Genomic DNA, 13,323 nt, shown 5'->3' with positions numbered 1-13,323 from the left:
TCCAACCTGATTTAGTTTACTTAAAGCAGGTGGTGGAGCAACTGTTTCTCCGGCTACTTTTTCAATTCCCACTAGATTTGGAGTTGACTCGAAGACTTCTATGAGTTTTTCATGTCCTGGTTCCACAGAAATATTTCGGTAAATATCGAGACCAATAGCTTTAGGTTTGTAAGCTCTCAAATTTAATATTAACTTTGCCATTAATTTGTCAGAAATAGGCCAGCTCAAACGAGTTAGATCGGCTTTATCAATGGTGACTAAAGTAATACGAGATTCTATTGATTCTGAGGGACGCAAGCGATAAAATTGATCTAGACTAGCCCATTCTAATAACTGAAAGATACCAGTTACACTACCTCCAACAACGCACAAAGTTACACTAATGGCAATTATTAGTGCGCCTTGCCATTGTTCTACATTTTTTCTAACCTTTGACCACATTAAATACTCTTAAATATTATTGATTTGTCTAACACTAATTAGTTATGATTGAAATTTATGGGTTCTGATATTTTCAGCGATCGCTCTCTAGAAAATTTCAATCATATTCTACTGTAATATACAGTAGAGTTCACACTGATATCGTAGACCATAAATGTTGAATATTAAGAAAAAAGCATTTACAGCAGATTTGGTCGCATAGCAAGTACAGATATTTACAATTAAATGTTTTTAGTGCACACATCTTATCCTATATAATTTTACCTCAAAAATGTAGAATATGCTGTATATGAGAACACTTAAATCAATTATTAAAGAAGTTTTTAGATTTGCCAATCTATACCAGAAATTTATGCTGAGAACAGAAGCTGATAGTCTTGAGGAAGGTTACAAAAGAGTAATCAAAGCTTTGGGTATCTAACTATTAGACATAAGCGTGAAAATTAAAAATCAAATCAATTATCATCCAGAAATTATCTATTCTTTCTTTCTGTTCCCAGTTAAGTGTTCCCAGTTAAGTGTTAAGTGTTCCCTCTTTTCCGGAGATATCTATTTACTTGAAAAATGAAATCCTTGCTTGGTGGAACATCAAAAATATAGATAAGTAAAGATAATTTTGCCAAAATAGGCTCAAGGTTATCTTTTGGTAAACAAAAGGTTAAAACTTCGGAAAAAAACTGTTAGGTTTGTATATCTTGGAAAAATAGGTATATATTATAGGTATACGCCGTGTGCAACTTTTTCCAACCGACGAAATTTAGGGAGTTGTGAGAACCAGACTTTCCGATCTTGACCCAGAAACGCTGATTATTCCGTAGAAAGTTGCACATCGCGTAGGTATATATTTAAGTATATTTATGCAAAGTTGATTTAAAAAATATATTCTGAATTTAGGCAAAATTGCTATAGCAATCCGCGCATAGGTTGCGGGTAATCAAAAAGTAAATAAAAAAACTGAAACTCTTACCAGTTAAGAGTTAAGAGTTAAGAGTTAAGTGTTCCCTAAAAAGCAGTAAGATTTTTGACACGAATATGCGGAGGATTGCTATATGTATAGCGCTACGCTCTAGGGAATAGGGAATAGGGAATAGGGAATAGTAAATTGTCAAAGGGTTTCAAGATTTAGAAATGTCCTAACCTTAATGAGTAGCGCTATATTTTGTATTATTTCAGTGAGTAGGCTGAAAAAATAAAAAGGAGTTAAAGGTACTGAAGTGTTAAAAATTAGGAATCATCTATAATATAAATAATGTCATCAAAAATATGATTGTTAGATTTTTTGATAATTTTTTTGTGAAAGTCTTGAAGATCAAATTACTTGATTTTGATTTAGAGTTATTAACTATTCTTTATTATCCATGTTTTATGACTTAAATGCCCACTTTAATTTAGGTTCTACTTGACAATATTTATAACTACATAATGTGCAATTTGAAATCAATCAATCAGGAGTTGCAATTGCTGAAGTTCTTGAATAAAATAAGCTACTTCCAGGTATTATTTTAACAAATTCGGGTAAATTAGTTGGTATAATTTATCAAAATCAATTTTTCAAAACCGTGAGTCGCCAATATGATCGTTAGTCTATTTTGGTTTGAGATAGATTTACCTGTAGCTCAGGAATGGGTGAAGACTTCCCAGTGCGCTGGCTATGGTCAGATTATTGGTATTAAAGGTATTCCTCCTGCTGTTTTAGTAATAGATGAAAATTTGGAAAATCGCTCCTTGTTAATCAAACTGCTACAACCAATTGGTTTGAAAGTAATAGAAACCAACGATGGTGAAGAAGGTTGGCAGAAAATTCAGATGTTTAATCCTCTGTTAGTCATTACTAGACATAGGGGTGAAAAAGATATATATTTTTGGCGGCTAATAGGGAACACTTAAGACTTAAGACTTAACAGGGAATATATTTTCACGAAAAAGATACGAAAAATGATTTCGGAGAGTGAATTTTACAACTCTAGCTTGTCTTAAATAAAGAGCAAGTTTCTTTTCTGGAGAGGTCTATTACTGATTTGTTAATACCTATAATGGATGGGTTTGAATCGATCAAACAAATTCGGACATCAGAAATTTGTCCAGGTGTGGCAATTATTGCTTTGTCTGCAAGTGTCTTGGAAGTCGCTCGATACAAAAGTTTGTCAGCAGGAGCCAATGATTTTCTCCCTAAACCATTAAAAACTGAAGACTTATTTCTCAAAATTATAGCAATCCCCAAAAAGCGTGAGGTACAAAATTCTTTGGTTTTAGGGAACACTTAACTGGGAACACTTAACTGGGGAAAGGGAATAAAAAGACAATAAAACAATAAAGATAACTGTACTTCACGAGCTTGGGAAACGCTATAGAAAACTATTACATTTGGAGTGGGAGTATAAAGAAATGAATAATTATTTACCAAAGGTAGCTAATACAAATGTAGAAACTATAGTTCCTGCTCCAGCAAAAACTCTAGATAAATTTTATGAGTTAGCTATGAAAGGTAATCTCAAGGGAATTATTAAAAAAGCTAAGTTTCTAGAGTAACAAAATCAAAATTTTATCCCATTTGCTCAGAAGATTTCTAAATTAGCATAAGATTTCCACGAGGGAGAAATTATTAGACTTATTTGTCAATATAGGAGTAATGTCAATGGGTAATATTATGAATAAATGAGATATAATTCTAATTGTTGATGACAACCCTGCTAATTTAGGTTTATTTTCAGATTTTCTGGATGAAACAGGTTATGAAGTTTGGGTAGCTCAATCTGGAGATATGGCACTGCAAAGAATAGAATATGTTCTGCCTGACTTAATTTTTTTAGATATTATGATGCCAGAAATGGATGGGTTTGAAACCTGTTGTTATCTCAAGGGTAAAATTGAAACTTATGAGATTCCAGTGATTTTTATGACCGGTCTTTACCGAAAAATTCAGGTATAAAGCCTCTCCATTTATGGAGAAAAAAGCGGTTGAGGGATGGGGAGGTCTCCTCGCTTGCCTCCAATCTCCCAAGAGAGAAGAAAAAAATTTCTTTTAGGCAATCCTATCCGTTATAAGAAGAGGTAATTATTAATTATTAATTATTAATTATTAATTATTAATTATTGAATGATATCGAAAGTAAGGTGAAAGGATTGAATTTGGGTGCTGTTGATTATATCACGAAGCCATTTCAACAGGAGGAGGTTTTAGCTAGAGTTAAGTTACATTTAAAACTTTATAAATTGATGTGGCAAGTTGCCCAATAAAATTAAATTTTTGAACAAAAACTTCAAGAAAGAACTTTTGAACTTAGCCAGATGATGGAAGAATTAAAACAAATGCAAGTGGAATTAATTAAAAATGAAAAAATGTCAAATTTAGGTCAGATGGTGGCAAGGGTAGCCCCTGAAATTAATAGGGTTATTAATTTTATTTATGGTAATTTAACTACGGCGGAAGAATACATTGAAAATATATTAACTTTTTCATCTAGAACCAGATGCATAAATTCAAGCCTATCAAGAAGATATTGAATTATACTTTTTGCGGGAAGATTTGATCGAGATTTTATTTTCAATGAAAGTTGGAGCAACTCGAATTTTGGAAATAATTAAATCTATGGATAATTTCTCTCGTCTTGATGAATCAGAAATTAAGCAAGTAGATATCCATGAAGGAATTCATAGTACCTTAATGATTTGGCAAAATCGACTTAAAGCTAAACCAGAACGTCCAGCAATTGAAGTGATTAAAGAATCTGGAAATTTTCCAGATGTGGAATGTTATCCGGGGCAATTAAATTAAGTACTTATGAATTTAGTAGCTAATGGAATTGATACTATAGATAGTCTAGAAGAAGTTCAAGATAATCCTGGCCTAATTCTGATTTCTACAGAGTTGAATAGTTCAGATGCAGTTGTGATTAAAATTACTGACAATGGTAAGGAAATGATATAAGAGCTGGTTGCTCGAATGTTTAATCCTTTTTTTTGCTACTAAACTTGTAGGTAAAAGAACAGGAATGGGATTAGCAATTAGTTATTCTATTGTGGTTAATAAACATGGGGGTAAATTATAATGTAAGTCAAAATTAAGTGTGGGTACGGAATTTCTTATTCGGATTCTCATTCATCAAAAGTTTCCTAAAAATCCTCAATCAACTGTGGAGTTAGAAAATAATAATCAACCATTGAATTCAAAGAGTATAATTAAATCAAGAATAATTTCTCACGATTTTTTTGAACAATCAATATTATTTAATAACCACGAGGGTATATGTTGACTATAGCCGACCAAAAAGCAAGAATTCTGATTGTTGATGATAACAGAGATAATTTAAGGGTACTCTCTGATTTTCTTGATGAAATAGGATTTGAGGTATGGGTAGCTTCCTCTGGTAAAATTGCGATTGAACGAATTGAATATGCAATACCAGACCTAGTATTACTAGATATAATGATGCCAGAAATGGATGGTTTTGAAGTCTGTTCTATACTCAAAAATAATTCTTTAACTAAGGATACTCCAATTATTTTTATGACTGCTCTTTCAGACACCGATGATAAGATTAAAGGTTTTGAATTGGGTGCTGTTGACTATATAACTAAACCATTTCACCAAGAAGAGGTTTTAGTTCGGATTCGACTTCACTTAAAGCTACACTTTCTCAAGGTAACATTGGCAGAAAAAAATGAATTATTAGAGCAGTTAATCCAAAATCTAGAGCAAAAAGTTATACAGGGAAATACCAAGCTAGAACAAGCAACTACGGAATTACATGAAACCCAAGCTAAGTTACTTCAAAGAGAGGTTAAGTTAGAGTATAATTCTTTCCACGATCCTTTAACAGGTCTACCAAATAAAGCCAGATTATTGACTCAACTTAATCAGACAATTGAGTTTAGTTTAAATCACAATTATCATTATGCTTTACTATTGCTTGATATAGATCGCTTAAAGTTAATTAATGATAGTTTAGGGTACTCTAAAGGAGATATATTACTCCAAGAAATTGCTATCAGACTGCAAAATAGCACAGGAGTTAATAACTTAATAGCAAGGCTGAGTAGTGATGAATTTGTAATTTTATTGGAGGGAATAGAACATCCATCTGAAGCTACTGAACTAGCGGAACGTATTCAGCAAGAATATTTACAGTATCCTTATGAGTTAGACGGTTACCAAATATTTGTTAAGGCTAATATAGGCATTACTTACAGCTTTTTTGGATATCATAATTCTACTGATTTATTCAGAGATGCAAATATCGCAATGCAAAAAGCAAAAGATTACGGAAAAAAAGGATATGCTGTATTTGAACCTAAAATGCAAGTAGATGTTTTAGAACGTTTAAATTGGGAAAATGAGCTACGTCTGGCGATTAAAAAACAGGAATTATGCCTGCACTATCAACCAATTATTAATCTTGTCAATAATTCATTGAAAGGTTTTGAAGCATTAGTTCGTTGGAATCATCCTAGTCGCGGACAAGTTTCTCCAGGAAAATTTATTCCAATTGCTGAAGAAACTGGATTAATACATGATATTGGGTGGTGGGTTTTGGAAGCAGCTTGTCAGCAACTAAACTTCTGGCAAAAACATTTTCCTGAGTTTAAAGGCTTAGTTTTAAATGTTAATCTTAGCACCCCACAACTAAGGGAATTAGATTTTATTCAACAATTAAAAATAATTTTAAATCGGAATAATGTATCAGGAAAAAATTTAAAATTAGAAATTACAGAAAGTTGTCTTTTAGAAGCTGTTGAATATCGGGATAAAATATTCAATCAAATTAAAGATTTAGGAGTTAAACTATGTATAGATGATTTTGGTACAGGATATTCTTCTCTGAGCCGTCTTCATGAATTTCCTATAGATACATTGAAAATTGATCGGTCTTTTGTGCAGCGAATCGATCCTTGTTCAGATAATATAACTATTGCTGCTATTATCACATTAGCTAAGAGTCTAAATATGGATGTAGTTGCAGAAGGAATAGAAACACCTTTACAGCGAGATAAACTAAAAGATATGGGTTGCGAATTAGGTCAGGGTTTTTTATTTGCTCGACCTTTAGAATCTCAAGTTGCCACTAGGATAATTCAAGATTTTAAGATTTTAACGGACAATCAAAGTTACAGATGAGAACTGTTTAATAAACCTTAATAATATAAATTTTTATATCTTATTAAGAGCTTAATTTTGGTAGTGGTGCATTGTAATTATTTCAGTAAGAGTATAGTGATAATTTCAGGGAATACTTATCATTACTATAGAAGACTAGCTTACTTTTTCTTAGCTAAAAATATCTAAGAACAAATTATTTAATATTTACTCATGGTAATTAATTCGTATTTACAACCAATGTTTTATTACTCAAATAAGCACCTAGATTTAAGTTCAACTTTAAGAGACTTAACTCTTCATAATATGCATATTGAAATTCATAAATTAGGAGTGGTAGCTGCTGAAATATTTGAAGAAAATAAGCTACTTCCAGGTATTATTTTGACAAATTTTGGTAAATTTGTCGGGATGATTTCTCAACAGCAATTCGTCAAAAATTTGAGCCGTCAATATGGAAGAGAAATTTTTTTAAATCGTCCTATTAGTGTGTTATACAACTTTATTAAGTATGAATTATTAGTGCTGCCTGGAGATACATCTATTGTGGATGCTGCATATAAAGCAGTAAAGAGACCTCAAGAATTTATGGGCGAACCGATTGTTGTAGAAGTCTCTCCAGAAAACTATCAAGTTTTAGAAACTAAAAATTTACTGATTGCTCAATCTAATATTCATCAACTTGCTAAAGATTTATTGCAGCAACAAACTCAAGCGCAACTTATTCAAACTGAGAAACTTGTAATGTTGGGACAGATGGTAGCAGGTTTAGCACATGAACTGAGAAATCCGATTAATTGTGTAGCAGGTAATTCTAAGTTTATATCTGGTTATTATCAAGATTTAATTGCATTGATTCATACTTATGAAAAAAATCTTCCCCAAGAGATAGAAGAAGTTGCAGATTTGAAACAAGAGATTGATTTTGAATTTATCAAAAAGGATTACTTAGAGATGATGAAGAGCATCGAAATTTCAGCCGAACGAATGATGCAATTAGTTAGTAATCTCCACAGTTTCTCTCACATGGAAGGAACTAAACGCCAAGAAGCAAATATTAATGACTGTATTGATAGTACCCTGTTAATCTTAAAAAATCGTTGGAAGAATAGCGAGGTTGAAATTATTAAAAATTATGGTGAGTTACCATTGATTTTGTGTCATCCGGGTCAGGTTGGTCAAGTTTTTATGAACTTGATTACTAATGCTCTTGATGCTCTCGAAGAATATAAAGAGGCAAACAGTAAACCTGGTCAAATCTGGATTTATACCACAGTTAAACATTTACCTGAAAATCCAGATCGACATCTGGGTAAATCTGTTAATGAAGTAGAAATAAATGCTACTTCTGAGATGGAAGCTAGTATGATTTATACTGAGGATAATCAACCAATTTATAATTGGCTTTCAATTCGTATAGTTGATAATGGTCCTGGTATTCCCTACGAAATTCAAGAGCAAATTTTTGATAGATTTTTTACGACAAAAGCTGTTGGTAAAGGTACTGGTTTAGGATTAGCAATTACTTATCAAATTGTTGTTGAGAAGCATGGGGGAAAATTAGATTTGAATTCTGCTCCTGGAGTGGGAACTGAATTTGAAATCTTGTTGCCTATAGATTGACATATTCCTGGGACTGAGATACAGCGCGGATTCCGATCGTTGATGATTTAAATATTTGAGCAGTTGAAATCTTAACAGTTGCTATGTCGCAAATATTTATTCAAGTAGTATGAGGCTAGTTTCACTATCTAAGTGAAAATATATTAGTATTGGAGAAAATTTTAAATATCTTTTAAAATTCTATAATATAGAAGTCTTATATAGTAGTGCAGGATGGCGGAAATAACTGACAAGTTAAAAAATCTTAACAGCTTTACCAATCAAAAGTATTGGTTTTTGACTTTTGAATGCATGAGTTCCGCGTAGCAGTAGTATTTCTCTCCTAACTACTATCTTTAATCCATTTCCTAATTGAAGTAATGCTAAAAGGGTTATTTTTACGATTTCTATAACCCTCAAATTCTAACTTTTCAGCTATATCTTTATAGTTAAATCCATCTTGATAAAGTTCTAAAGCTCTTTGTTTGTGATATTTTGGAGGACTATCTTTTGCAAACAGGGGTTGATTAACCTGATTGGACTGAGAGTCTCCAATCAGGCTAATAACTTTCCCTCAGAAACGATTTGCTTTTTTTTGTGATCTTCAGAATCAAGAGAGTCAAGCCATTCCTCAACGATTAGACGACAAATTTCTGTTGTTGATTTTCCCATCTGTTTGGCAACTTTCTCTAATTTGGGCATTTTCTTTTTGCTAATCCTCAGACCTATAGATTTTTTGGTCAACGCTTCTGGGTCTTCTTTAAATGTCCCATTAGAGTTTCTTGGTCTTTGTTTTTTCATGGATTTAATCTTTGCTAGGCACTGCTGAATTGTATTTTAGCAATGGATAGAGAGTTTAAGAAGTATAAGATAATCACTATATTGCTGCCCGGAAGGCACTTATGCACTTATGAAAAGTTTACTACTACAGCTTTTCAGCTTGTAGCAATGTCAAACACCTTATACCGTTTCACGGAATTGTGAATTCTGAATTCTGAATTGAGAAGTTAGATTGGATAGGCTAAAAACTTTTACAAGACAACAGTTTGAGGTAATTATTTTACATTTAAAGTTTGAAACTATTTGTGACATCTTTAAAGTGAATTGGTATTAATAGGTATTGCTATATCTATATATAGGTATAGACAAATTTATTGACTATCTTGACATCCATTGCTAGCCAACGCTATCATATAAGTTACCGATAAAATCAGGATAAAAAGTCTTCTTGAGCAGTAAATTGAGAAATTTATTCGAGATGGCTTTAAATCTTGCTGCACATCTATCTAAGTCAGATTAGTTAATTATTAAGGAGAAGTATAAATGAATATTCAAGAAACAATTATTGAGCAAACCTGTGAACAGTTTAAAATTGATCCTAATAATCATAATCAGCAACTTTCAGTAGAAAAACTGAAAGATATTATCCGATGTACAACAAATAAAATGCTGATGGCACATTTTCAAGTTTTACTAGATAATTATCTTGAAAATACTGATAGAAATTCTGCTCTGCATCAACTCAGTGTTTTAGCAGATATAAGCTCTGAAAATGATGCGGATGAAATCAAAGATTTAAGTGATTATCATAATATCAGCAAGCAAATTGCTAATATTGAAGTAAGATTTATAGAAACAAGTATGGGGTTAAAAACTTAGTTTTGATGATTCATATCAAATCCGTTTGATAGGACATAAAAAAATTATTCGATCCTCATAAGTACTAAATCTTTGTAATTTTCTCTCATCCTGACTCCTGACTCCTGATTCCTAACTCCTAACTCCTGACTCCTAACTTCTAAAAACTTAACCCATCTATAACTGTTTAACCAGATTTAATATCAATATTTTGTTTGAATTTGAGGAAAAAATAATAGACTTCTTGCAGAATTCAGAGAATAGGGAATAGGGAGATGAAATTGTTTATTTTAGATCTTGAATTGATTTAATTAAAACTTTTGTAAGAGGTCTAATAAAAAAACTATCTCAATAATTTTTTCTTGGCAAACTTTCAAGAAATTTATCTTGCTCAGTTTAATTAAGCTACTCTTGAATAATTAATAATTAATAATTAATAATTAATAATTTTGGCGTTGCTGAATCAAGGTATGAAAATAAAAATTGAATAATCTCAAGTATTTGTTATTCAATAGTTTAGTAATTATCAACAAATACAAATCATACCCACGCATCAGCAATCCCATAATTTTTATGTCGGCGACAAATGTTGCACTTTCTTAGTGTTGAGGCAGAAAATTTGTAGTTATGAAAAAGAAGTCGATCGATAGGATGGGCAAATGTTATTTTTGATATAAATGATAAACATGGATGATATTTGCCCACCTTACTACTGCTGCTAGCCAGTTAAACTAAACTCCGAGCAGGTTGATGACTTTGAATTGCCTTCATATACTGCGCTCGTTCAAATGCACTCCGATCTGGACAGTTAATTTGACTCATACTACCGCGCATTTGTGCAATTGATTCATATTCGTGTTCTTCCATCCATTTAATCATGTCTGTTTCAATAACTTGAATTTGATTAATTCCATGACGCAATAAAGCACCCACTACTTGAGTTACATTAGCACCTGCCATAATCATTTTAATTACATCTTGCCCTTTTTGTACGCCGCTAGTTGCTGCAAAATCTACTTCTAACCTACCGTACAAAATAGCTATCCAACGCATGGGTAAACGCATTGCTTGTGGCGTACTTAACAACACATTAATTGCCACTTCCAACTCTTCAATATTAATATCTGGTTGATAGAAACGGTTAAACAAAACTAACCCATTTGCTCCAGTTTCTACTAATTTTTTTGCCATATTTGCCATGTTGCTGAAGAAGGGGCTGAGTTTAACAGCAACGGGAATATTTACCTGAGATTTAACAGCTTGCAGAATATTAATATAATTCTGTTCTACTTGTTCCCCTGTCATCTCCATATTAGTAGGGATATTGTAGATATTTAATTCTAAAGCATCTGCACCAGCAACTTCTAATTCTTTAGCATAATTAGTCCATCCCCCAATAGTTGAACTGTTTAGACTGGCAATAATGGGAATATTTACCATTTTTTTTGCCTCACTAATATGCTTTAAATATTCGGAAGCATCCACATGAAAGATTTCTGGTTCTGGAAAGTAAGTTAGAGCTTCTGGAAAACTTTCTGTACCGTATTCTAAATGATGGTGTAATTCTAATTTTTCTTGGCGGAGTTGTTCTTCAAATAAAGAATGCAAAACTACTGCTGCTGCACCTGCATCTTCCATGCGTTTGAGATTATCTAAATCTTCGGTTAAAGGTGCTGCCGCTCCTACAACTATAGGGGAACGTAATTGTAATCCTAAGTAATTTGTGGTAATATCCATGGTTAAGTCAAAAGTTAAAATTCAAAAGGTAAGACGTAGGTTGGGTTGAGGCGCTCACACGGATTATGCCACGGATATACGAATTAAGAGGTATAACGTAGGCGTAGGTTGGGTTGAGGAACGAAAACCAACAAACACTACTCTATAGCGAGCAAAAATTATAAAGTTACAGGTATGCAATGCTCAGAACTCAAAAATTCCTGGTTCCTCAAATACATCTTAATTGTTGGGTTGCGCTGACGCTTAACCCAACCTACTGATAACTGATAACTGTTAACTGTCAAGTTGCCGTGCTGCCAAATACTCATACATTGCATAACGAGTATTAACATCTTCCTGCGCTTGTGCTAATAATTCTTTAGCATCACCAGGTTTGCTCTTGGTTAGCATTTTGAATCTATTTTCTTGATACATCGACTCACCTACAGGTTTCTTGGGCGATCGCGAATCCAACTGCAAAGGATTTTTCCCTTGTTGTACTAAGTTTGGGTTATAGCGATACAACAACCACCGACCGCTTTCCACAAGTGCTTTTTGATTACTCATTGCTGTGGTCATATTAATACCATGAGCAATACAATGACTGTAAGCAATAATCAATGATGGTCCGTCATAAGCTTCAGCTTCTAAAAATGCTTTTAGGGTATGTTCGTCTCGCGCTCCCATTGCTACGCTGGCAACATAGACATTGCCGTAAGTCATTGCTATTAAACCTAAATCTTTTTTGCCTGATGGTTTTCCTCCTGCTGCAAATTTAGCAACTGCTGCGCGGGGTGTTGCTTTGGAAGACTGACCGCCAGTATTAGAATAAACCTCCGTATCCATCACCAAAATATTGACGTTACGACCGCTAGCTATAACATGGTCTAAACCCCCGAAACCAATATCATACGCCCAACCGTCACCGCCAACTATCCAGACTGATTTTTTGACCAGATAATCTGCTAAAGTCAACAGTTGCTTTGCCTCTGGAGAATCTACCCCTTGTAATTTTTCCTTGACTTGAGCAACTCTTTCCCGTTGTTCCCAAATATCTGCTTCTGAGTTTTGGGAAGCATTCAGAATGGCAGAAACTAAATTATCTCCTATTGTTCCCCCTAATTTTTGCAACAACTCGGCAGCAAACTGGGTATGTTTGTCAATGGAAAGACGGAAACCAAAACCAAATTCAGCGTTGTCTTCAAACAAACTATTCGACCAAGCAGGTCCGCGACCGTCAGCGTTTTGCGTCCAAGGAGTAGTAGGTAAATTACCGCCGTAGATAGAGGAACATCCCGTAGCATTAGCAACAACAGAGCGATCGCCAAATAGTTGACTAATTAATTTAATGTATGGAGTTTCTCCACAACCAGCACAAGCACCAGAAAATTCAAACAAAGGTTCTTGCCATTGTTGTTGACGAATACGGTCGAGATGGAGAGCGCGACGGTCTGGGTTGGGCAAATTCAAAAAGAAATCCCAATTTTCCCGCTCCTGTTCCCTTAATGGTAACTGCGCTTCCATATTTATTGCCTTGCGCGATGGCATAGATTTATTTTTCGCCGGGCAAATATCTACGCAGACACCACAACCAGTACAGTCTTCTGGAGCGACTTGGATAGTAAATTTATGTCCGGTAAAATCTTTATCTTTGACATTAGTAGATTTGAAAGTTGCCGGAGCATTAGCTAAATTACTTTCATCATAAGCTTTACCACGAATGACATACGCCATATCCAATCTCCCCTTGAGAAGGAAAAATTTTCATGATTCGTCAATCCTATCCGGTTTCAAGGAGAGTTCATTAATTGATAATTGATAATGGCGAACTT

General features: G+C 33.6%; 16 protein-coding genes and 1 pseudogene. 12 read left to right on the top strand and 5 right to left on the bottom strand.

Annotated features, from left to right (window positions below; translation table 11 throughout):
- The coding region (locus tag F6K22_RS13460) for a CHASE2 domain-containing protein (protein ID WP_293098296.1) at positions 1–441 on the bottom strand (441 nt) is incomplete at its 3' end.
- A 289-nt stretch (positions 442–730) separates the two neighbouring features.
- On the opposite strand from F6K22_RS13460, the gene F6K22_RS13455 reads away from it, so the two are divergent.
- From F6K22_RS13455 to F6K22_RS13405, 11 genes are all read left to right on the top strand, one after another.
- Positions 731–862 (top strand): hypothetical protein, encoded by a 132-nt coding sequence (locus F6K22_RS13455; protein ID WP_293098294.1) that lies wholly within the window; start codon positions 731–733, stop codon positions 860–862.
- Between the two features lie 1,151 nt (positions 863–2,013).
- Positions 2,014–2,328 (top strand): PleD family two-component system response regulator, encoded by a 315-nt coding sequence (locus F6K22_RS13450; protein WP_293098292.1) that lies wholly within the window; start codon positions 2,014–2,016, stop codon positions 2,326–2,328.
- Positions 2,329–2,459: 131 nt separating this feature from the next.
- Positions 2,460–2,705, top strand: coding sequence for a response regulator (locus tag F6K22_RS13445; protein ID WP_293098290.1), 246 nt, complete (start codon positions 2,460–2,462; stop codon positions 2,703–2,705).
- Between the two features lie 121 nt (positions 2,706–2,826).
- The gene (locus F6K22_RS13440) at positions 2,827–2,970 is read left to right on the top strand and encodes a hypothetical protein (RefSeq protein WP_293098288.1); all 144 of its coding nucleotides are present in this window, start codon (positions 2,827–2,829) and stop codon (positions 2,968–2,970) included.
- 133 nt (positions 2,971–3,103) lie between these two features.
- A complete protein-coding gene (locus F6K22_RS13435) occupies positions 3,104–3,370 on the top strand; it encodes a response regulator (protein ID WP_363273491.1) in 267 nt (88 codons plus the stop codon).
- Between the two features lie 164 nt (positions 3,371–3,534).
- Positions 3,535–3,678 carry a hypothetical protein gene (locus F6K22_RS13430; protein ID WP_293098286.1) on the top strand — a complete coding sequence of 48 codons (144 nt, stop codon included), beginning with the start codon at positions 3,535–3,537 and terminating at the stop codon, positions 3,676–3,678.
- A 51-nt stretch (positions 3,679–3,729) separates the two neighbouring features.
- Entirely contained in the window at positions 3,730–3,945 is a 216-nt protein-coding gene (locus F6K22_RS13425) for a hypothetical protein (protein ID WP_293098284.1), read from the top strand.
- 43 nt (positions 3,946–3,988) lie between these two features.
- Complete coding sequence (locus F6K22_RS13420) at positions 3,989–4,216, top strand: hypothetical protein (protein WP_293098282.1); 228 nt, start codon at positions 3,989–3,991, stop codon at positions 4,214–4,216.
- 6 nt (positions 4,217–4,222) lie between these two features.
- Complete coding sequence (locus F6K22_RS13415; RefSeq protein ID WP_293098281.1) at positions 4,223–4,369, top strand: hypothetical protein; 147 nt, start codon at positions 4,223–4,225, stop codon at positions 4,367–4,369.
- 318 nt (positions 4,370–4,687) lie between these two features.
- A complete protein-coding gene (locus F6K22_RS13410) occupies positions 4,688–6,556 on the top strand; it encodes a two-component system response regulator (protein WP_293098279.1) in 1,869 nt (622 codons plus the stop codon).
- Positions 6,557–6,841: 285 nt separating this feature from the next.
- Entirely contained in the window at positions 6,842–8,158 is a 1,317-nt protein-coding gene (locus tag F6K22_RS13405; protein WP_293098277.1) for an ATP-binding protein, read from the top strand.
- A 322-nt stretch (positions 8,159–8,480) separates the two neighbouring features.
- On the opposite strand, the gene F6K22_RS42015 is transcribed toward F6K22_RS13405, so the two are convergent.
- Both F6K22_RS42015 and F6K22_RS13400 read right to left on the bottom strand, forming a co-directional pair.
- Entirely contained in the window at positions 8,481–8,657 is a 177-nt protein-coding gene (locus F6K22_RS42015; protein WP_363273489.1) for a recombinase family protein, read from the bottom strand.
- Positions 8,658–8,692: 35 nt separating this feature from the next.
- Positions 8,693–8,938: a hypothetical protein gene (locus F6K22_RS13400; protein WP_293098274.1), complete on the bottom strand. Its 246-nt coding sequence runs from the start codon at positions 8,936–8,938 to the stop codon at positions 8,693–8,695.
- A 522-nt stretch (positions 8,939–9,460) separates the two neighbouring features.
- Here F6K22_RS13400 and F6K22_RS13395 point away from each other — a divergent pair.
- The gene (locus tag F6K22_RS13395) at positions 9,461–9,796 is read left to right on the top strand and encodes a hypothetical protein (RefSeq protein ID WP_293098271.1); all 336 of its coding nucleotides are present in this window, start codon (positions 9,461–9,463) and stop codon (positions 9,794–9,796) included.
- A gap of 705 nt (positions 9,797–10,501) precedes the next feature.
- Here F6K22_RS13395 and F6K22_RS13390 read toward each other — a convergent pair.
- Positions 10,502–11,512 carry a dihydroorotate dehydrogenase-like protein gene (locus F6K22_RS13390; RefSeq protein ID WP_293098268.1) on the bottom strand — a complete coding sequence of 337 codons (1,011 nt, stop codon included), beginning with the start codon at positions 11,510–11,512 and terminating at the stop codon, positions 10,502–10,504.
- A 273-nt stretch (positions 11,513–11,785) separates the two neighbouring features.
- Positions 11,786–13,216, bottom strand: a pseudogene (locus tag F6K22_RS13385) (thiamine pyrophosphate-dependent enzyme); the annotation flags it as partial.
- Between the last annotated feature and the right edge of the window lie 107 nt (positions 13,217–13,323).

Origin of the sequence: Okeania sp. SIO2F4 (assembly GCF_010672385.1) — a bacterium.
GTDB lineage: Bacteria > Cyanobacteriota > Cyanobacteriia > Cyanobacteriales > Microcoleaceae > Trichodesmium.
The sequence above is the reverse complement of the archived record's forward strand: the minus strand, read 5'-3'. Positions and strand labels throughout refer to the sequence as shown.